16 protein-coding genes are annotated in these 20,166 nt (G+C 69.6%); 12 read left to right on the forward strand and 4 right to left on the reverse strand.

The annotated features are described in order from the left end of the window. Window positions 1-18 precede the first annotated feature (18 nt). From ITJ57_RS02030 to ITJ57_RS02045, 4 genes are all read left to right on the forward strand, one after another. On the forward strand, window positions 19-936 hold the full coding sequence (locus tag ITJ57_RS02030) for a carbohydrate ABC transporter permease (protein WP_056009786.1): 918 nt from the start codon (window positions 19-21) through the stop codon (window positions 934-936). 2 nt (window positions 937-938) lie between these two features. Further along, window positions 939-1,868: a carbohydrate ABC transporter permease gene (locus ITJ57_RS02035; RefSeq protein ID WP_370582137.1), complete on the forward strand. Its 930-nt coding sequence runs from the start codon at window positions 939-941 to the stop codon at window positions 1,866-1,868. Between the two features lie 2 nt (window positions 1,869-1,870). Then, entirely contained in the window at window positions 1,871-3,844 is a 1,974-nt protein-coding gene (locus tag ITJ57_RS02040) for a glycoside hydrolase family 127 protein (RefSeq protein WP_194668617.1), read from the forward strand. Window positions 3,845-4,047: 203 nt separating this feature from the next. Further along, window positions 4,048-10,308 (forward strand): Ig-like domain-containing protein, encoded by a 6,261-nt coding sequence (locus ITJ57_RS02045; protein WP_370582138.1) that lies wholly within the window; start codon window positions 4,048-4,050, stop codon window positions 10,306-10,308. A gap of 170 nt (window positions 10,309-10,478) precedes the next feature. On the opposite strand, the gene ITJ57_RS02050 is transcribed toward ITJ57_RS02045, so the two are convergent. Together ITJ57_RS02050 and ITJ57_RS19725 are read right to left on the reverse strand one after the other, a co-directional pair. Then, window positions 10,479-11,108, reverse strand: coding sequence for a DUF1345 domain-containing protein (locus tag ITJ57_RS02050; RefSeq protein ID WP_194668618.1), 630 nt, complete (start codon window positions 11,106-11,108; stop codon window positions 10,479-10,481). Window positions 11,109-11,174: 66 nt separating this feature from the next. Then, window positions 11,175-12,185, reverse strand: a complete 1,011-nt coding sequence (locus ITJ57_RS19725; protein WP_194668619.1) for a LuxR C-terminal-related transcriptional regulator — start codon at window positions 12,183-12,185, stop codon at window positions 11,175-11,177. Window positions 12,186-12,411: 226 nt separating this feature from the next. On the opposite strand from ITJ57_RS19725, the gene ITJ57_RS02060 reads away from it, so the two are divergent. The 6 genes from ITJ57_RS02060 to ITJ57_RS02085 all read left to right on the forward strand — a co-directional run bounded on the left by ITJ57_RS02060 (window position 12,412) and on the right by ITJ57_RS02085 (window position 17,030). Further along, entirely contained in the window at window positions 12,412-13,563 is a 1,152-nt protein-coding gene (locus tag ITJ57_RS02060; protein WP_194668620.1) for a glutathione-independent formaldehyde dehydrogenase, read from the forward strand. 2 nt (window positions 13,564-13,565) lie between these two features. After that, window positions 13,566-14,030 carry a hypothetical protein gene (locus tag ITJ57_RS02065; RefSeq protein WP_194668621.1) on the forward strand — a complete coding sequence of 155 codons (465 nt, stop codon included), beginning with the start codon at window positions 13,566-13,568 and terminating at the stop codon, window positions 14,028-14,030. Between the two features lie 20 nt (window positions 14,031-14,050). Beyond that, a complete protein-coding gene (locus ITJ57_RS02070) occupies window positions 14,051-15,196 on the forward strand; it encodes a zinc-dependent alcohol dehydrogenase (protein ID WP_370582139.1) in 1,146 nt (381 codons plus the stop codon). Window positions 15,197-15,480: 284 nt separating this feature from the next. Continuing rightward, complete coding sequence (locus ITJ57_RS02075) at window positions 15,481-15,966, forward strand: DUF2975 domain-containing protein (protein WP_194668623.1); 486 nt, start codon at window positions 15,481-15,483, stop codon at window positions 15,964-15,966. Further along, window positions 15,966-16,178, forward strand: coding sequence for a helix-turn-helix transcriptional regulator (locus ITJ57_RS02080; RefSeq protein WP_194668624.1), 213 nt, complete (start codon window positions 15,966-15,968; stop codon window positions 16,176-16,178). The genes ITJ57_RS02075 and ITJ57_RS02080 overlap by 1 nt, the downstream gene beginning before the upstream one ends. A 69-nt stretch (window positions 16,179-16,247) precedes the next feature. Next, window positions 16,248-17,030, forward strand: a complete 783-nt coding sequence (locus ITJ57_RS02085; protein WP_194668625.1) for a DUF805 domain-containing protein — start codon at window positions 16,248-16,250, stop codon at window positions 17,028-17,030. A gap of 8 nt (window positions 17,031-17,038) precedes the next feature. Here the strand turns inward: ITJ57_RS02085 and ITJ57_RS02090 are convergent, their stop codons facing one another. Together ITJ57_RS02090 and ITJ57_RS02095 are read right to left on the reverse strand one after the other, a co-directional pair. Further along, on the reverse strand, window positions 17,039-18,277 hold the full coding sequence (locus ITJ57_RS02090) for an RNA polymerase sigma factor (protein ID WP_194668626.1): 1,239 nt from the start codon (window positions 18,275-18,277) through the stop codon (window positions 17,039-17,041). A 13-nt stretch (window positions 18,278-18,290) separates the two neighbouring features. Then, window positions 18,291-18,734, reverse strand: a complete 444-nt coding sequence (locus ITJ57_RS02095; RefSeq protein WP_194668627.1) for a YciI family protein — start codon at window positions 18,732-18,734, stop codon at window positions 18,291-18,293. 213 nt (window positions 18,735-18,947) lie between these two features. On the opposite strand from ITJ57_RS02095, the gene ITJ57_RS02100 reads away from it, so the two are divergent. Next, complete coding sequence (locus ITJ57_RS02100; protein WP_056009776.1) at window positions 18,948-19,151, forward strand: three-helix bundle dimerization domain-containing protein; 204 nt, start codon at window positions 18,948-18,950, stop codon at window positions 19,149-19,151. A 152-nt stretch (window positions 19,152-19,303) separates the two neighbouring features. Next, on the forward strand, window positions 19,304-20,104 hold the full coding sequence (locus tag ITJ57_RS02105; RefSeq protein WP_194668628.1) for a sugar phosphate isomerase/epimerase: 801 nt from the start codon (window positions 19,304-19,306) through the stop codon (window positions 20,102-20,104). Window positions 20,105-20,166: the final 62 nt, after the last annotated feature.

The following is a 20,166-nucleotide window of genomic DNA, read 5'->3' on the forward strand; positions in this document are numbered from 1 at the left end:
GCTTCGAAAGGTCCACCCATGAGTACCACCCTCGCCAGACGAGGCCCGACGGACTCGGTCGGTGCCCGGAGACGTCGAGCCGTGCACGCCCGCACCGGTTGGCTCTTCGCGCTCCCGACGGCCGTCTTCGTCATCCTGCTGTTCCTCGTCCCGCTCGGACTCGTGTTCCAGATGGCCGCGTCCGACTGGCCCCTCCTCGGAGGGAACCAGGGTGTGAACTTCCCCGAGAACTTCCCGAAGGCGATCGACAACCGCTTCTTCCTCGACTCGGTCGTCTTCACGCTGAAGTACACGGTCATCGCGACCGTCCTCCTCATCGGTCTCGGTCTCGGTCTCGCGCTCCTCGTGCAGGAGTCCAGCCGGTGGAAGGGCTTCCTCCGCACCGCCTTCCTCATCCCGAGCGCCCTCGGCCTCGCCTCGGCGTCGCTCCTCTTCTACGTGCTGTACTCGCCGATCGCCGGCCCCTTCGCGGACCTCACCAAGGCCATGGGCTTCACCTTCCTCGGCACACCCGACGCGGCGCTCTGGTCGACGGTGTTCCTCATCGTCTGGCGCTTCGCCGGCTTCTACATGCTGCTCATGCTCGTCGGTCTCCAGGGGATCCCCGAGGAGGTGTACGAGGCGGCCCGCATCGACGGCGCGTCCCGTTGGCAGACCTTCCGCGACATCACCGTCCCGCTGCTGAAGCCCACCCTCGCGCTCACCACGGTGATGTGCGTCACCGGCTCCCTGCTCGCGTTCGAGCAGTTCTACATCCTCACCAAGGGCGGGCCGGACAACAGCACAATCACCGTCGTCCAGCTCATCTACAACGTGGCGTTCCAGGGCCCCAACAACCTCGGCGTCGCCGGCGCCCTGTCGGTCCTCGTGCTCGCCGCACTCATCGTCATCAACATCGTGCAGATCCGCGCGTTCAGCAAGAAGGTCGAGGACTGAGCATGACCATCACCCGGAAGGAACCGGCCACCGTCACCTCGACGATGCCCGACGTCCGCGGACACGGACGCGCTCGCTCTCGCTCTCGCTCCCGCGAGGCCAAGCCGACGAACTTCTTCGGCATCGCCATCAAGATGCCGTTCTGGATCTTCACCGCGGCGCTCGCCGTCATCTTCCTCTACCCGCTCGTCTGGACCGCCGTGCGATCGGTCTCCCCGCTCGCCGGCACGAACCAGACCGAGGGCTGGGGGCTCGGCAACTACATCACGCTCGCCGGCTACCAGGACGGCATCCTGCAGTACATCGGCAACTCGGTGTTCGTCTCGTTGCTCACCGTCATCCTGACGCTCGTCATCTCGCTCTTCGGCGGGTACGCGTTCGCCCGGTTCCAGTTCCGCGGCAAGAACGCCCTGTTCCTCGCGACCATCGCGATCCTCATGGTCCCGTACGCCACGCTGCTCATCCCGCTGTACGTGCTGCTCAACCTGGTCGGGCTCTCCAACTCGCTCGTCGGGGTGGCGCTCGTGCTCACCATGTTCCAACTGCCGTTCTCGACCTTCATGATGCGCATCGCGTTCGAGTCGATCCCGAAGGAGCTCGACGAGGCGGCGATGGTCGACGGCTGCACCTCGTGGACCGTGCTGTGGAAGGTGCTCGTGCCGGCGGTGAAGCCGGGCCTCATCACGGTCGGACTGTTCGCGTTCCTCGCGGCGTGGAACGACTTCATGGCGCCCCTCATCCTCATCAACGACTCGGCGAAGATGACGCTGCCGCTCGCCGTCTCGAACCTGCGCGGTCAGGTGCAGGGCGTCGTCGACTACGGCGCGACCGAAGCCGGCGTCGTCGTGCTCGCGTTGCCGTGCATCCTCCTCTTCCTCATCCTCCAACGTCACTACGTGCGCGGCTTCATGTCCGGCGCCTTCAAGGGGTAACCATGAGCACCACCATCAGCAACACGTCGACGCACACCGGCCTGAGCATGGCTCCGGTCGTCCCCACCACCGGTGCCCTCACGCCACTCGGGCTGGACGAGGTCCGGATCACGGACGGGTTCTGGGCCGACCGCCAGCGCGTGAACGGCAGCGCGACCCTGCCGCACGTCGAGCACTGGCTCGAGCGCGAGGGATGGCTCCGCAACTTCGACCTCGCCGCGGCCGGCACGCTCCCCGAGGGTCGCCGCGGCCGGGAGTTCGCCGACTCCGAGGTCTACAAGTACCTCGAGGCCGTCGCGTGGGAGCTCGGACGGCTCGGCGGTGACGATGCCCTGGAGTCGCGGTTCCGCAGCGTCGTCGACCGGGTGGCCGCAGCCCAGGAGGCGGACGGCTACCTCAACACCCGCTTCGGGCGCCCCGGGCAGGGTGAGCGCTGGTCCGACCTCGAGTGGGGTCACGAGCTGTACTGCCTCGGTCACCTCTTCCAGGCGGCGGTCGCCCGCGAGCGGACGAGCCCGGGCGCCGACGACGGCCTGCTCGGGATCGCGACGCGCGCCGCCGACCTCATCTGCGAGGTCTTCGGTGCCGACGGCATCCAGTCGGTGTGCGGGCACGCCGAGGTGGAGGTCGGTCTCGCGGAGCTCGCCCGGGTCACGGGGGAGTCACGGTACCTCGACCTCGCGTCGCTCTTCGTCGAGCGGCGCGGCAACGGCGTCCTCGCGGACATCGAATACGGCCGGGCGTACTTCCAAGACGACCTCCCGATCCGCGAGGCCGAAGCGCTGCGGGGTCACGCCGTCCGTGCCAACTACCTCGCCGCGGGGGCGACGGACATCGCCGTCGAGCACGGCGACACCGGCCTCCTCGAGGCCCTCCGCGGCCAGTGGGACCGCACGATCGCGCGCCGCACCTACCTGACCGGCGGGCAGGGCTCGCACCACCAGGACGAGGCGTTCGGCGAGGACTTCGAGCTGCCGTCCGACCGCGCCTACTCCGAGACCTGCGCCGGTATCGCGTCGATCATGTTCAGCTGGCGGCTCCTCCTCGAGGACCGGGACGTCCGCTACGCCGACCACATCGAACGCGTCCTCTACAACGTCGTCGCCACGTCGCCGTCGGCCGCGGGCACCGCGTTCTTCTACGCCAACACGCTGCACCAGCGCACGCCGGGGGAGTCGAGCCCGGCCGACGAGGTGTCGCCACGCGCGTCGTCGTCCGAACGCGCGCCCTGGTTCGACGTCTCCTGCTGCCCACCGAACGTCGCCCGCACCCTTGCGAGCCTCGCCGCCTTCGTCGCCACGAGCGACGACCACGGGGTGCAGATCCACCAGTTCGCGTCGGCCACGATCGACACGATCATCGGTGGGGCGCACGGCGGGCGGTTCCGTGCCGAGCTGGAGACCGACTACCCGCGCTCCGGAGTCGTGTCGCTGCGGATCCTCGAGGCACCGCGGGAGGCGGTGACCGTCTCGATCCGGGTGCCGTCCTGGGCCGACGACGCGAGTCTGTCGGTCGCTCCGGCGGACGGCGAAGACGCGCGGGACGCGCAGGAGGTGGCCCCCGGGTACGCCGACCTCGCCCGGGTGTTCGCCGCAGGCGACGTCGTCGAGCTGTCCTTCGGCATGCGGCCGCGCGTCACGCACCCGGACCCGCGCGTCGACGCCATCCGCGGCGCCGTCGCGATCGAGCGGGGCCCGGAGGTGTACTGCGTCGAGTCGGTCGATCTGCCGGGTGGCGACGAGTCGCTGGCCGAGATCGAGATCGATCCGGATGCCGGTGTCGAGGAGGCGGGCGACGGGCGCCTGACGGTCGCGCTCCGTGCCCGCCCGGTCGTCGACGCGGCCTGGCCCTACGCCGAGCGGTTCGACGCACCACGCGACGCCGAGCCGTTCACCGCGACCATCGCGCCGTACCACTCGTGGGCCGAGCGGGGCCCGTCCACCATGCGCGTCTGGATCCCCACGACGCGGAGCTGACCGGCGCTCGACAGGCCACTCGGATCGCCCGACACCACCCCGGATCACAAGGATTTCGGGGCGGCGTCGGGCGATTCCGCGTGCCCGATCGTCCGTTCTCCGCGGCGCGTTCCGAAACTTCCGAAAAGCCTTGCGGCAGCTGTGAGTGTCCCGATAACCTCCCCGGGAGTGTCCTACTCACCGACGAGAGGGAATCAGACAGCGTGGTCAGAACACAGCACACCACCCCCGAGCGGGGGACGCGCAGATGGCGCGGTGGGATCGCGGCGACAGCCGCTCTCGCCGTCATCGGCACGACCTTCCTCACGGCGCCGGCACAAGCCGCGAACGCCGACATCGGCTACCCGACGTTCTCGGGTAGCGACACCCCCATCCCGGCGACCGGCACGGGGTACACGGCCGGCAACCAACTGCAGGCCATCTTCGACGCGGACGTCGCGGCCGGAGCCGGAGCCCTCGGCGGCCCCGACTTCTGGATGGACCGGATGCTCCAGCGCACCGGCACCACGGGCAGCTTCGGCGATGACAACCAGTGGCTGTTCAGCCGTGGTCGCGCGGTGTTCATGAAGGAGCACGACCCCTCGAAGCTGGGGTTCGGCGGTCAGGTCGCCTACTGGGAGGCCATCGACGGCAAGGCGGCGTACACGATCACCGCGAAGGTCGACGGCACCGACGTCACCCTCACCGAGGACACCGCGAGCCGCGTGCAGACGCCGAGCTACTGGCGCAGTGTGCACCGTCACGCCGCCACGGGGATCGAGGTCGTCCAGACGAAGTACATCACCGACGCGAACGTGGCCGTCACCGGCCTCGAGGTCCGCAGCACGAACGGTGCACACACCGTGCAGCTCACCGCGACCTCCGCCTACACGACGACCGTCGAGGGCGACGAGCTGACGGGCGTCGTCACGGCGGCGAACAAGCTCACGACGATCTTCCCGCGGCTCTCCGGAGACGGCTTCACCCCGGACGGCGGCGGCATCACGACCAGCCTCGCCGTCCCGGCAGGCGGCACCGTCTCCACGAAGGTGCAGCTCGGCTTCGTCACCGACGAGATCGCCGAGTCGCGCACGCAGTACGACGCCGTCCGCGGCCTCGCGCCCGACGCCTCGTACACGGCGCAGGTCACCGCGTACAACCAGTGGTGGGCCGACAACGTGCCCTTCCTGGACACGCCCGAGGACAACATCGACAAGACGCTGTACTACCGCTGGTGGCTCATGCGCTTCAACTTCCTCGACGCGGACATCCCCGGCAACGACTACCAGTTCCCCACCTCGATGGAGGGCGTGCTCGGGTACAACAACGCGATCGTGCTCACCACAGGCATGTTCATCGACGACCTCAAGTACTTCCGCAATCCGATCTACTCCTACGGCCCGTGGGTGTCGGCGGGGGAGACCTCGAAGAGCTACAAGTTCGTCGACAACCCGGGCGACCCGGCGAACTGGTCGAACAGCTACACGCAGTACATCTCCGAGGCCGCGTGGCGCTCGTACCAGCTGCACGGCGGACCGACGGCGATCGCCGAGAACCTGGCGGAGTACGCCGAGGACGATGTGAAGGGCCTCCTCGACGCCTACGACACCGACGACAGCGGCCTCATCGACTACAACTGGGGTGCGATGACGGGCAACGACGCCGACGCGGTGTCGTTCCACGAACGTCCGAACGCGTACATGGACCGCACCGAGAACGCGTACCTGTACTCCAACGCGCTCGCTTCGGCCGCCGCCTACCGGACGGCCGGCAACGAGGCGAAGGCCGTCGAGATGGACGAGTTCGCCCAGGGCATCAAGGACAAGGTCGTCGAGCTCCTCTGGGACGCCGACGCGAAGGTCCTGAAGCACCGGTTCACGTCCGATGGCAAGCTGGCGAAGTGGAAGGAGATCAACAACTTCTACCCCTTCACCGTCGGCCTCATGCCGAAGCCGGGCGACGCGGACTACGACGACGACTACGTCAAGGCGCTCGACCTCTTCGCGGACGACGCCCAGTACCCGATCTTCCCCTTCTACACGGCGAACCAGGCCGACCAGGCGGACTACGGCGGGCCGGGCAGCAACAACTTCTCGGTGATCAACTCCACCGTGACGTTCCGCATGCTGGCGAAGGTGCTACGCGACTACCCCACGGAGGCGATCGACGCCGAGTGGTACAAGAAGCTCCTGTACTGGAACGCCTGGTCGCACTACCAGAACGGTGGCGACAACCGCCTGCCCGACCAGAACGAGTTCTGGTCCGACGGCGACGCCGACCCGCAGAACATCGGCTACCGCTCCTGGATCCACCACACGATCCTCGGCGCGACGAACTTCACGATGATCGAGGACACCATGGGCCTCCGTCCGCGGAGCGACGCGAAGATCGAGCTCGACCCGATCGACATCGACTGGGACCACTTCACGGCGAACAACATCGCCTTCCGCGACCAGGACCTCACGATCACCTGGGATGCTCCGGGCGGTGAGCGCCACTACGGCGACAGCGTCCCCGAGGGCTACTCGGTGTTCCTCGACGGCAAGCTCGCCTTCACCATCGACTCCCTGAGCAAGGTCGTCTACGACCCCGAGACGGGCACGGTCGAGGTGGCGGACGACGTCACCGTCCTGTCCTCGACGACCGCCTCGCTGCAGGCACCGCAGGACGTCTCCTTCGCCGCCGGTGACCGGGTCGTCGACCTGTTCGCCAAGGCCGGCGCCGACGTGGACCCGGCCAGTGCCGGATCCGCGAACGCCGCCGAGGGTGCTGAGGTCAGCGCGAGCTTCTCGGCACCGAGCCGCCCCGCCACCGCGGCGGTGGACGGCACGACCGCCAACGAGCCCTTCTGGGGCACCGCTGGGTCGCCGAACGCGAAGGACTCGCTCGTGGTCGAGCTCGGAGGCACGGAGACCTTCGACGACGCCAGGGTGTACTTCTACAACTCCTCGTCCACCGCCACCGTGCAGGGGTACTCGGAGCCGACGACGTACTCGCTCGAGGTCCGGAACGGCGACACCTGGACGGCGATCCCGGCCCAGGCCCGTGGCCCCGTCTACCCGCGAGCCAACTACAACCGCGTCCAGTTCCCCGAGGTCACCGGCGACGCCGTGCGACTGACGGTCAACCACGCCGCCGGATTCAAGACGGGGGTGAAGGAGCTCCAGCTCTTCGCGACCGGCGTGGAGGCGCCGGCGTCCACCAACCAGGCTCCATCGGTGAACGCCTGGGTCGACCAGGCGAACTCGGCCGGTGGCACGCTCGCGCTCGTCGGCGAGGTCAAGGACGACGGGCTGCCGCTCGGTGACGTGACCTCCTCGTGGAGCGTGGTCGACGCGCCGCAGGACGGGCTCGTCATCTTCGGCGACGCCACCTCGGCATCGACGACCGCGAGCTTCACCGCCGAGGGGGCGTACACACTGCGCCTCACCGCGAGTGACGGCGAACTCACCAGCACGAAGGACCTCGTCGTCCAGGGTGCGGTGTCCGCGGGTGGTCAGAACGTCGCCCGTGAAGCGACGCCGACGGGTGAGTTCACGGCGGGATGGAACAACGTCAACGCGGTGAACGACGGCACCGTGCTCCACAGCGGTGGGTCGCAGGCCGACATCTGGGGCACCTGGTCGGGCAGTCGTCCGGCCACGAGGTGGCTGCAGTACGACTGGGCGAACCCGGTCAGGGTCGACTCCGCGACGGTGTCGTTCTGGGCCGACCAGACGAACCCCGCCGCAGGCTCCGGCGTGAACGTGCCGAAGGCCTGGAAGGCGCAGTACTGGACCGGCGACGCCTGGGCCGACGTCACGGGCGCGTCCGCGTACGGCGTCGAGCGCGATGCACCGAACGCCGTCGAGTTCGACGCGGTGACCACGACCAAGCTCCGCCTCGTGCTGAGCGCGGCCGGTCCCGGCACCGGGGCCGACCCGTACGCCGGTGTCGCGGTCAGCGAATGGGAGGTGTTCGCGGTCGCCCCGACGGCGATCGAACCCATCGACGTACGCACCACCACCGGTGTCGTGCCGACGCTGCCGTCGACGGTCGACGCGACGTTCGCGGACGGCAGCCACGCCGACCTCCCGGTCTCGTGGGCGTCGATCCCACCCGAGCAGGTCGCGGGTGAGGGCAGCTTCTCGGTCGTCGGTCTCGTGACCGGTTCAGCGGTGCCCGCGAAGGCGACCGTCTGGGTGCGGGCGACCGCTCCGGGCCAGATCAACGCCGTCGATCCCGTCGCGGTCACCACCGCAGCCGGGGTCGCCCCGGCCCTGCCGGCCTCGCTCGGCGTCCTCTACAACGACGGGTCCCGCGAGGACCTGCCGGTGACGTGGGCGACCGTCGACCCGGCGGCGTATGCGGCCGAAGGCGTCTTCGAGGTCGCGGGAACGGTCGACTCGGCCATCCCTGGCGTGAAGGCGGCCACCGCCACGGTGACCGTCGGTGCCGGCGGCGGCGAGGAGGACGACACTGCTCCGGTGGTCGCGCTCACCGTCGACCCAGCGGCTCCGGCTTCGGGTTGGCACACGGGAGCGGCGACCGTCGCGGTCACCGCAACCGACGACCGCGACTCGGCGCCCGTCGTCGAGGTGTCGGTCGACGCCGCCGCCTGGGTGCCGTACACCGGCCCGATCGCCGTGAGTGGGGATGGTGTCCACACCGTCGCCGCCCGCGCGACCGACGCCACCGGCAACCGCTCCGCCGCCTCCGACGTCACCGTCCGGATCGACGCGACCGCACCGCAGGTGACCCCGGTCGCCGACGCTGCGGCCCGCACGGTCAAGGCGACCGCGACGGACGCCGGTTCAGGCCTCGCCTCCATCGAGGTCCGCATCGGCGACGCGCCGGAATGGACGCCCTACACCAAGGCGGTCCTCGTGGGCCTGGAGGAGACCACGGTCCACCTCCGTGCCACCGACACCGCCGGCAACGTCTCCGCCGAGACGAGTGTCGTCGTGCCGAAGAGTGACGGCCAGCTGCGCCGGAACGTCGCGATCGGAGCCGTCCCCACGGCCTCGTTCACGGCCGCCTGGAATACGGTGGACGGTCTCAACGACGACGTCGCTCCGACCTCGTCGGGTGACGTCACGCCGAACGACAACGCGAACGTCTGGGGTGCCTGGCCGCAGATCGGTCAGCAGTGGGTGCAGTACGACTGGGCCCAGGCGGTCACCGTCGGCGAGACCGGGGCGTACTTCGTCTCGAACCTCGACGACGCAGGACTCGGCATCGAGGTTCCCGAGTCCTGGAAGGCGCAGTACTGGGACGCCGAGGCCGGAGACGGCGCCGGCGCGTGGGTCGACGTCGAGGCGCTCGGCGCCTACGGGACCGAGGTCGACGCGTTCAACGCGGTCGCCTTCACCCCGGTGACGACGACGAAGCTGCGTCTGCTCCTCGAGGCCAGTGGCACCGAGAGCGGCAAGGGGAGCCTCGGGATCAAGGAGTGGCAGGTGTTCGAGGCGGCCGACCAGCCGGTCCCGGACGTCACCGCTCCGGTCGTGACCACGGCGGTCACCCCCGAGCGACCCGCTTCCGGCTGGTTCCGCGAGGACGTGAGCGTCTCGGCGACCGCCGTCGACGACCGCGACCTCATCGCGACCCTCGAGGTCCGGGTCGGAGCCGGCGAGTGGGCGGCCTACACCGGTCCGGTCGTCGTGAGCGCTGACGGGGCCACCACGGTCTCCTTCCGCGGGACGGACGCCGCCGGCAACGTGTCGGAGCCGTCGGTGGTCGAGGTGCGGCGCGATGCGACCGTCCCGACGGCCGCCGTGACGGTCGACCAGACCGCCCGCACCGTCACGGTGACCGCCGAGGACGCGCACTCCGGTGTCGCGTTCACGGAGGTCCGGGTCGGCGACGGGGCGTGGGCGACGTTCACCGCTCCGGTCGCGGTCGGTGACGCGGCGACCACGGTGGCCGTCCGTGCCACCGACGTCGCCGGTAACGTCTCGGAGTCCGTCTCCGTCGACGTCCCCGCGAAACCCGTCACGCCGGAGCCGACACCGACCCCGGTCGACCCGGAGCCGACACCCGGCCCCAGTGAGCCGAGCGGTTCGCTGACCGGTGACGAGGTGCTGCGACTCGGTGTCACGAGCGTGGCCCCCGGCGGAGCATTGCCGGTGTCGCTGACGGGAGCCCAGCCCGGCGCGGTGTTCCGCGTCGAGCTGCGGTCGACGCCGGTGACGCTGGGCACGCTCACGGTGGGCGCCGATGGCACGGCGAACGCGGTCTTCACCGTCCCGTACACGATCACGGCCGGCGTCCACACGCTCGCCCTGGTCCTGCCGGGTGGTGAGGTGACGGCGCAGGTGACCGTCATCACGCCGGGTGCCAGCACGCCGGACGCCATCGCGTCGACCGGTGTGCCCGAGGAGGCCGGTACCTTCGGTCGCCTCGCCGCCCTCGCGGTGCTCCTCGGAGCCGCCGCCGTGCTGATCGCCCGCCAACGGGCTGGACGCACGCCACTCGAGCGCGGACCGGCGGGACCGCTCGGCTGATCCCCTCGGCAGGCCCGGGGAGCGCATCCCGCTCCCCGGGCCTGCCCCGTCCCGGCCCCGGTCCGTGAGCCCCATCACCCCGGTCCCTGAGCCCCATTGAGGGCTGCACGGGAGGCGAGGGCGCCGGGGACGAGGCGGTGGTAGCCCCAGGTCCCCCGCTTCCGCGCTCCTCACCCTCCCTGGGTGAGGCCGGTGATCAGGTTGATGGCGACGGCCACCACGAAGGCGCCGAAGAAGTAGGAGAGCAGAGCGTGGGCCAGGGCGATGCGGCGTGAGGGGGTGGAGGACTGGGTGATGTTGCTCGCGCTGTACGCCATGCCGATCGAGAAGGCTGTGTAGGCGAAGTCGCTGTAGGACGGGTCCTCGTCCTGGTCGAAGTCGAAGCGGTGGCGCTCGTCGAGGTAGTACATGCGCGCGTATTTGAAGGCGTAGACGGTGTTGATGAGCGCCCAGGCCGCGACGACCCCGACGACCGCGAGGATCGCGGCCGCGGATCCGACGGGGTCCTTCTGCTGGCTGCGGATGAGCGCGATGACCACGAGGACGAGGCTGAGGAAGGTGGCGGCGATGATGAGCGAGTCGACCAGCTTCCGGGACCGGTCCTCGTGGCGGGCAAGGTCGCGGGTGCGTTCGGGGCCGGCCGGCCACGCCGTCGACCAGGACCAGACGAGGAACACCGCCGCGGCGATCGCCCAGCCGAGCAGAGGCGACAGATCGGGGAAACCGAGGAGCGCGGCGATCGCCGCGACGGCTGCGCCGACGAGTGCGGCGACACCGGCCTTGATTGACAGGTGGGACATGACGGTTCCTTTCTGAACGGTGGTTCGTCGTCTGGTCGGGCGGTGCAGTGATGCTCCGCGCGGATCTCATCCGGGCCGGACTCGCGAGAGGGGGACGTAGAGGCCGGCGCGCTCGGCGCGGACGGCCGCGAGCGTGCGCGACGTGGCGTCCAGCTTGACCAGGATGTGCTCGAGGTGAGCGGCGACCGTGCGTGGAGCGACGCTCAGCGCCCGGGCGATCTCGAGATTGGAGCACCCCTCGATCACGTGGCCCAGCACCTCGAGCTCCCGCGGTGTCAGGCCCCGCAGTCGCGTCGCGGGGGAGAGCACGACGACTCCGCGGGTCACCGCGGCGAGTTCTCTCTCGCAGGCCAGCACCGTCACCCGCGCGTAGCTGTCCGGCGACTGCCGGCGTCCGCGGGGCCACAGGAACGAGGCATAGTTCCGCCCCTCGGCGATGGCGTCCCTCGCGGCGTCGATCAGAGTCGAATCGGCGCTGAGCAGCTCGTCCGCGGAGAGACCCGGAAGGGAGGTGACGCCGTGGTCGGGGAGGAGGACCACGCCTGCTCCGGCTCCGCCGAGGACCGAGGCCGACGCAGCGAGTGAGCGGACGGGGTCGATGCCCGCGGCGAGCGTCGGCACGATTCGAGCGAGGCGTCGGCGGACCGCCGGCGACGGCGGTTCCGCGCTTCGGAACAGCACCGTCATGAAGCCCACGTGCCGGCCCCCGTCCTCGAACAGGGCGACGGACAGAGTCTCGTGGAATCCAGCGGGGAGCAGGCACTCCGCCCAGGTCTGCAGGTCCCTCGGCGAGTAGGGGACGTCCGACAGGCTGATGGGGGGCCGTTCGCGATCCGCACCGGTCCTCCCGATGTCGAGCGCCATCTGCGGACCGCTCAGGTAGCGGACGCAGGACTCGTCGAGGTCGGTGCTCGCGACCGAGCGGTATCCCGTGCCGTTCGGCTCGGCCAGCGCCAACCACGCGCCGTCGAAGGGGATGTGGTGGTGCAGCTCCTCCAGCATCGCCTGCGCCCGCTCGCGGACCGGGCCCGGGCGCGCGGCCGTCTCGGCGAGTTGGAGCGCAGCTGTGCGTGACACGGGACTCGACCACCTCAGGAGAAGGGGAAACGAAGGAATCGTCCGAAGACCGGTACCTACCGGAGTACCACAGTGAACTTCGTCAGATGCGCCCATTGACGGCAGACCGGATCGGCAGATCTGCCGATGGTGTCTGCCCGTCAGCAGGGCGTCAGATTGAACCGTCGCCGGGTCGACCGAACAGAGGCGGCTTCGACGGAACATCGCCCACGGAAGGGAAACGAGCATGAGAGCAGTGGTGTACGAGGGGCCGCGCACCGTCGCGGTGAAGAACGTCCCGGATGCGCGCATCGAGCGCTCCACCGACGTGCTGGTGCGCATCACGACGACCAACATCTGCGGGTCCGACCTGCACATGTACGAGGGTCGCACCAGCTTCGAGACCGGGCGGTGGTTCGGTCACGAGAACCTGGGCGAGGTGATCGAAGTCGGCGACGGCGTCGACAAGGTCGCGGTGGGGGATCACGTCGTCCTGCCGTTCAACGTGGCGTGCGGGCACTGCAAGAACTGCGAGCGCGGGCTGACCAACTACTGCCTCACCGCTCAGCCCGTCCCCGAGTGGGCCGGTGCGGCGTACGGCTTCGCCGACATGGGACCGTGGGCCGGAGGCCAGGCCGAGCTGTTGCGGGTGCCTTGGGGCGACTTCAACTGCCTCCGGCTGGGAGAGGATGCGGAGGAGAAGTCCGCCGACTACGTGATGCTCGCCGACATCTTCCCGACCGGCTATCACGCGACGGAGATGGCGGGGGTGAAGCCCGGGGACCAGACCGTCATCTACGGTGCCGGCCCCGTCGGCCTGATGGCCGCGCTGTCGGCCACCATCCGGGGCGCGAGCAGCGTCATGGTCGTGGATCGGCATCCGGATCGACTTCGACTGGCGGAGTCCATCGGTGCGATCGCGATCGACGACTCGAAGGTCGACCCGGTGGAGGCGGTGCTCGAGCACACGATGGGGCTCGGCGCCGACAACGGGTGCGAGTGCGTCGGCTATCAGGCGCACGACCCCGGCGGGGACGAGCAGCCGAACCTCACGCTCAACCGCCTGGTGCAGTCGGTGCGATTCACCGGACGGATCGGCACCGTCGGTGTCTTCGTGCCGAAGGATCCCGGGGGCCCCGACGAGCTCGCGAAGGAGGGGCGGATCGCCTTCGACATCGGCTTGCACTGGTTCAAGGGCCAGACCATGGGAACCGGACAGGCGCCCGTCAAGAAGTACAACCGCCCGCTCCGCGACCTGATCGCCGCGGGAAAGGCGACGCCGTCGTTCGTCGTCAGTCACGAACTGCCGCTCGAGCAGGCACCGGACGCGTATGAGCACTTCGACAACCGGGACGACGGGTGGACCAAGGTCGTCCTCAAACCAGGAAAGGTGGCGTGATCATGGCAGGAAGAGCGGCTGGGGCAGTCGGAATCGGCATCGCAGGGGTCGCGGTGGGCCTCGTCGCCCGTTCCCTCGTGAAGCAGGAACGGGAGTCCGACGGGGACGGGGCGCACCCGGAAGGGTGGAAGGCGGTCACCGTCCTCGGCGAGGCCCGGGACTTCGAGAGCGGCGGGTATCCCGAGCCACTGGCGCGTCTGGCGGAGTCGCTCGAGATCCGGATCGATCCGGCCCCCGGGGACAAGGGCTTCGAGGTGCACGCCCGGGTCCGCGAGGGTGCCGACGCCGGGGTGGACGACGATCTGGAGCGGGCGCTGCGTGAGGCTCTGCGCGACGCCAAGCAGATCTTCGAGACGGGTGAGGTCCTGCAGGCCACCCCGAGACCGCACGGAGAACGACCGCGCACCCTGCTCGGTGGCGAGGTCGATGAAGCGGAGGACGAGGCGAAAGGCGAGGGTGTGCTGTGAAGGCTCTGTGTTGGACCGGAGTGAACGAGCTCTCGGTCGAGACTGTGGAGGATCCCGGGATCCTCAATGCTCAGGACGCGATCGTCAAGGTGACCCTGAGTACGAGCTGCGGGTCCGATCTCCACCTCCTCGGCGGGTACGTCCCGACCATGCGAGCGGGTGACGTGCTCGGGCACGAGTTCATCGGCGAGATCGTCGAGGTCGGATCGGCCGTCACGAAGCACCGGGTCGGCGACCGGGTGGTGGTCTGCTCGTTCATCAGCTGCGGGAAGTGCTGGTACTGCCGCAACGAGCTCTACTCCCTGTGCGACAACGGCAACCCGAACGCGGGGATCCCCGAGATGCTCTGGGGCCAAGCGCCCGGCGGCTGCTACGGCTACTCCCACGCGTTGGGCGGGTGGGCCGGCAGCCACGCCGAGTACATCCGCGTGCCGTACGCCGACCAGGGCGCCTTCGCCGTTCCTGACGGGATCAGCGACGAGCGGGCGCTCTTCGCCTCCGATGCCGCTCCGACAGGATGGATGGGAGCGGACCTCGGCGGCGTCCGGCCCGGAGACACCGTCGCGGTCTGGGGCGCCGGCGGTGTCGGGCAGATGGCGGCGCGCGCGTCGCTGCTGCTCGGCGCCGAGCGCGTCATCGTGATCGACCGCTTCCAGGAGCGGCTGACCCAGGTCGAGCAGGTCATCGGCGCGGAGACCATGAACTACGAGACCAGCGAGGTGACGGCCGAGCTCCGTGAGCTGACGGGAGGACGCGGCCCCGACGTGTGCATCGAGGCGGTCGGCATGGAGGCGCACCGCGACGGACCCGACTTCGCCTACGACCAGCTGAAGCAGCAGCTGCGGCTGCAGACGGACAGACCCACCGCCGTCCGTGAGGCGATCTTCGCCGCGCGCAAGGGCGGCAGCCTCTTCGTGTTGGGCGTCTTCGGCGGCTTCGTCGACAAGTTCCCCCTCGGGGCGGTGATGAACAAGGGCCTCACGCTCCGGTCCGCTCAGCAGCACGGGCACCGGTACATCCCAATGCTCCTCGAGAGGATGGCGCGAGACGAGATCGTCACCGAGCACCTCGCCACGCACGTGATGCCGCTCGAGGACGGCCCCGCCGGGTACACCATGTTCAAGGAGAAGACCGACGGGTGCGTGCGGGCCGTCTTCCGACCCTGACCGTTCCGTCGAGCAAGCCGCTCCTCCTCCGCCCTCACGGCCCGAGGAGGAGCGGTTCGCTCGAGCGGGAGCTTCGCCGCGTCCCGTGAACGGAACACCGCCACGAAACGGCGAAGTCCACACCCTTCGACAGGCTCAGGGACCGGGATGAGCCCGGGGACCGGGATGAGCTCGGGGACCGGGATGAGCCCGGGGACCGGATGAGCTCGGGGACCGGATGGAGCCGGCTTGCGCAATCTATCGAATAACGATAGCTTTCCATTGTTCTTCGATGGAGGTGCGCGATGCGCGGAGTGACGGTCTCGGTGTTGCGGGTGATCCTCGCGATCGCCCTGGTGGGTTCGCTGGTGGTGCAGGTGGTGATGGTGCCGTTGCTCTGGGCGGACCTCGACGGCGTGGACGAGGTGCCGCGGGCCCTGTTCGTGATCATCGTGATCGCCGAGATCATCACCTTCCAGCTCTGCGCGGTCTGCGTCTGGGCGCTGCTCGACCTGGTCCGCCGTGGCCGGGTGTTCTCGGCTCGCTCGTTCCGCTTCGTCGACGTGATCATCGGTGCGATCGCGGTGTCTGCGCTGCTCACCTTCGGCTTGGCGGTGCTCCTCGCGCCGGGCGGGATCGCACCAGGGGTCGTCGGTCTCCTCTGCGGTGCCGCGCTGGTGACTGCGGGCGTCGCGCTCGTCGTCGTGGTCATGCGGTCGCTCCTGCGACAGGCGGTCGACCGGGAGATCGAGGCGCAGGAGCTGCGTTCCGAGTTGGACGACGTGATCTGATGCCGATCATCGTGGACATCGACGTCATGTTGGCGCGCCGCAAGATGTCGGTCGGCGCACTGTCGGAGCTCGTCGGTGTGACGCCGGCGAACCTTGCGGTGTTGAAGAACGGCCGTGCGAAGGCCGTGCGGTTCACGACGCTCGAAGCGCTGTGCGTCGCGCTCGACTGCCAGCCTGGCGACCTCCTGCGCTGGGAGGCGGAGTCCGGCTGAACGCCCCGACGGCCCGGTCGCCGCGACGGGCATACTGGTGTCTCCTCGACCCGCGATCCGGAAGCAGTCATGACGTATCCTCCGAACCCTCAGGCATCCTCCGGCCAGCCGCCGTACGGCCAGCCGCCGTACGGCCAGGCGCCGTTCGGCCAGGCGCCGTTCGGCCAGGCGCCGTTCGGCCAGGCGCCGTTCGGCCAGCAGCCCTACGGTCAGCAGCCCTACGGTCAGCAGCCCTACGGTCAGCAGCCCTACGGTCAGCAGCCCTACGGCCAGCCCCAGTACCAGGCACCCGCGCCCCGCGGGGCCTCCTCGCCGGACGACCTGTCCCTGCCGCTCTACGGTGCCACGTTCACTCAGGCGAGGAGACGGTTCTTCAAGCAGTACGCGAACTTCTCGGGTCGTGCATCGCTCAGCGAGTACTGGTGGGCCAGCCTGTTCACCACCCTCATCATGCTCGTCCCGACGTTGTTGGTGACCATCGGTGCGCTCCTCGTCGCGGTCACCGCCACGACGACGGCCGTACAAGAGCAGTCCCGGTACGACAACGGGTACACCGGGGAGTTCGACGGGGTCGACCTGGGCGCCACGGGCATCGGTGTCAGCGCGATCGTCCTGATCGTCGGGGTAGTCCTGATGCTCATCGCCTGGGTGGCGATCTTCGTGCCGAGCCTCGCGATCACGTGGCGGCGCCTGCACGACGCCGGTTTCCCCGGCACCTATTACTTCTTCACCCTCGTGCCGTCGGTCGGCAGCGTGATCCTGCTCGTCATGGTGCTGTTGCCCTCGAAGCCGGAAGGCCAGCGGTTCGACGTACCGGCCCACGTGCCGTCCCAGGTGCCGGCCAGGGGCTGAACCGAACCTCACGCTGGCAGGGCGGCGACCTTCCGGAGGAGGACGTCGCGCTCGCGGTCGTTCATGGCGAGGTGGGCGGCGGCCGTGAGCTCCGACCGTGCCTCGTCGGTGCGACCGAGCTGCGCGAGCAGTTCCCCACGCACGCTCGGGAGCAGGTGAGAGCCACGGAAGACGGGGACGTCGGCGAGGGAATCGACGATGCGGAGGGCGGTTGCCGGGCCGGTCGCCTTCGACACCGCGATGGCCCGGTTGAGCTCGACCACGGGGTTCGGGGCGATCCTGCCAAGGGCCTCGTAGAGGATCACGATCCGCTCCCAGTCCGTCGCCGCGACGCTCGGGGCCACCGAGTGGCACTGCGCGATCGCGGCCTGGACTCCGTAGGCGCCCCGGCCGCGACCGAGTGCGTCGGCCCGGTCGAGTGCCGTCGAACCCCGGACGATCTGTGCGCGATCCCAGCGGTCGCGGTGCTGGTCCGCGAGGAGGATCGCCGAGCCGTCGGGCGCCACGCGGGCGGCGAAGCGCGAGGCCTGGAACTCCATGAGGGCGACGAGGGCGTGCGCCTCCGGTTCGCGGGGCACGAGCGCGACGAGTCGGCGGCCGAGCCGGAGTGCCTCGTTCGCGAGCTCGGCACGGATCCACGACGACCCGCTCGTCGCCGCGTACCCCTCGGTGAACAGGAGGTACACGACGCCGAGCACTGCCGACAACCGTTGCCGCCACTCGGCAGGGTCTGGCGCCTCGAACGGGACGTCCGCGGCCGCGAGGGTCTGCTTCGCCCGGGTGATCCTCGCCTGCACGGTCGGCACCGGGACGAGGAGCATCCGGGCGATCTCCCGGGTGGTCAGGCCACTGACCACCCGGAGGGTGAGCGCCACCTGCGACTCCCGCGACAGCATGGGGTGGCAGGCCGTGAACACGAGCCGGAGCACATCGTCGCCGATCGGTTCCCAGTCGTCGTCACCGGCCTGTTCGAGGTCGCGGGCGAGCGCCCGGTACCGCTCGTCGAGGGCCGCGCGCCGCCGCCAGCCGTCGATCGCCCGGCGTTTGGCGACCATCGTCAGCCAGGCGCCGGGGACGCGCGGCACGCCGTCGCGCGGCCACTGTTCGAGCGCCTCGAGCAACGCCTCCTGGGCCAGGTCCTCGGCGAGCCCGAGATCGCCGGTCAGCTTGGTCAGCGTCGCGACGATCTGGGCGCTCTCGATCCGCCAGACGCCCTCGACACTGCGGCGGACGGCGTCGTCGGTCATGGTCGCGCTCGGCTCAGGCAGGGTCGGCAGCGGGCTTCGGTGCGCCCTCCTGGGCGCGCCACTCCTCCTCCTTCTGGAGGTACTCGTTGTCGGCGTGGTCGGCGAAGTCCGACATGTCGGTGATGCGGCGCACCTCGATCTTGTTCCCGGGGGCGAGTGGCGCGCGGGTGGCCCACTCGATCGCCTCCTCACGGGTCGCGACCTCGATGGTCCAGAACCCGTTGAAGAGCTCGTGCAGTTCGCCATAAGGGCCATCGGTCACGATCGGGGCCTCCGTCGTGAACTCGACGACGGCACCCTGCGCGGCGTCGGTGAGGCCGTCGCCGCCGACCATGACGCCGGCGGTGATCATCGACTCGTTGTAGGCGCCCATCGCGTTGATGACCGCTTCGAAATCCATGTCCTCGAGCTTCTCGACGGATCCGCTGTTGCGCATGATGAGCATGTATTTCGACATCGTCTTCTCCTGGTTTCCGGGGCGTGATCGCCCGCCTCACTACGACGTCGAACGGTGGATGCGGAAATCGACATCGCGGTCAGGATATCTCCGGCGGGCACGCCGTGGGGAGGGTGAACGGGGTGCTGCCGGGAGGTGTCCGGTGCGCGAACAGCGGCGGACGGAAGCCGAGGTTCACAGCCCGGGCAACACCTGTGGGCCGATACTGGGTGCATGGCAACCGACATCGACCACGAAGAGATCATCCGTCAGCTCACCGAGAAGCTGAGCGACAAGTACTCGGGGGTCGATTCCGCCCGCATCGGCGCACTCGTCCGCGAAGAGGTCAGCGCCCTCGCCGAGCGTCCGGTGCAGGACTACGTCACCGTGCTCGCCGAGCGTGCGGTCAAGAAGACGCTGAAGCGCTCCGAAAAGTAGCGGCGGGACGCATCGGCTCGCTCGCGCCCAGCCGCAGTCGATAGACTCGGCCCGGGTACTTTTGTCGATCCGTCGACAGAAGCGGTTCGGCCGGCGTCGGTGACGCGGCGGAGCGCCGGTCGGTGCCCGCCCGAAGCTACGAAGGAGTACCCATGAGCGCACCGTCCGTGCAGCTGTACACCGTCCGCGACGCCATCGCCGAGGACCTGCAGGGCGCCGTCGCCCGCATCGCCGAGATCGGCTTCACCAAGGTCGAGCCCTACGCGTTCGTCGAGCGGGCCGCCGAGTTCGAGACCGCGTTCGCCGCCGCCGGCGTGACGGCGCCGTCCGGCCACGCGCCCGTGATCGATGCCGCTGACCCGGCCGTCGCGTTCGATGCCGCCTCGCGGCTCGGCATCGGCACGGTCATCGACCCGTTCATCCCGACCGACCGTTGGCAGACCGCTGACGACGCCGCTCGCCTCGCCGAACGGGTCAACGAGCTCGCCGTCCAGGCAGCTGCATCGGGCCTGACGTTCGGGTACCACAACCACAACTGGGAGTTCTCGACCCACGTCGACGGCCGCCCCATCTTCGACCTGTTCGTCGAGCAGCTGTCGCCCGAGGTCGTCCTCGAGATCGACACCTTCTGGTCGACCGTCGGCGGCGCGGACACCCCCGCGTTCCTGCGTTCGCTCGGCGACCGCGTGCAGTTCCTGCACATCAAGGACGGCATCATCTCCGGCGACATCGCCACCGCACTGCCGAGCAGCGAGAGTGCACTCGTCGTGCCCGACGCCCTCGCGCAGGCGTTCGCGAACCAGCAGCCCGCCGGCCAGGGTCAGGTCGACATCCCGGCGATCCTCGCCGCCGCGCCGCACGCGACCCGCGTGGTGGAGTTCGACGGCTACAGCAAGGAGATCTTCGGCGGCGTCGCCGAGTCCTTCGCCTGGCTCGCCGAGCACGACCAGTAGCACGCACCTCGACACTTCGACAGGCTCAGTGACCGGGACAAGCCCGGTGGCCAATCACCGGT

It is taken from the genome of Plantibacter sp. VKM Ac-2880, assembly GCF_015351235.1.
Lineage (GTDB): Bacteria > Actinomycetota > Actinomycetes > Actinomycetales > Microbacteriaceae > Plantibacter.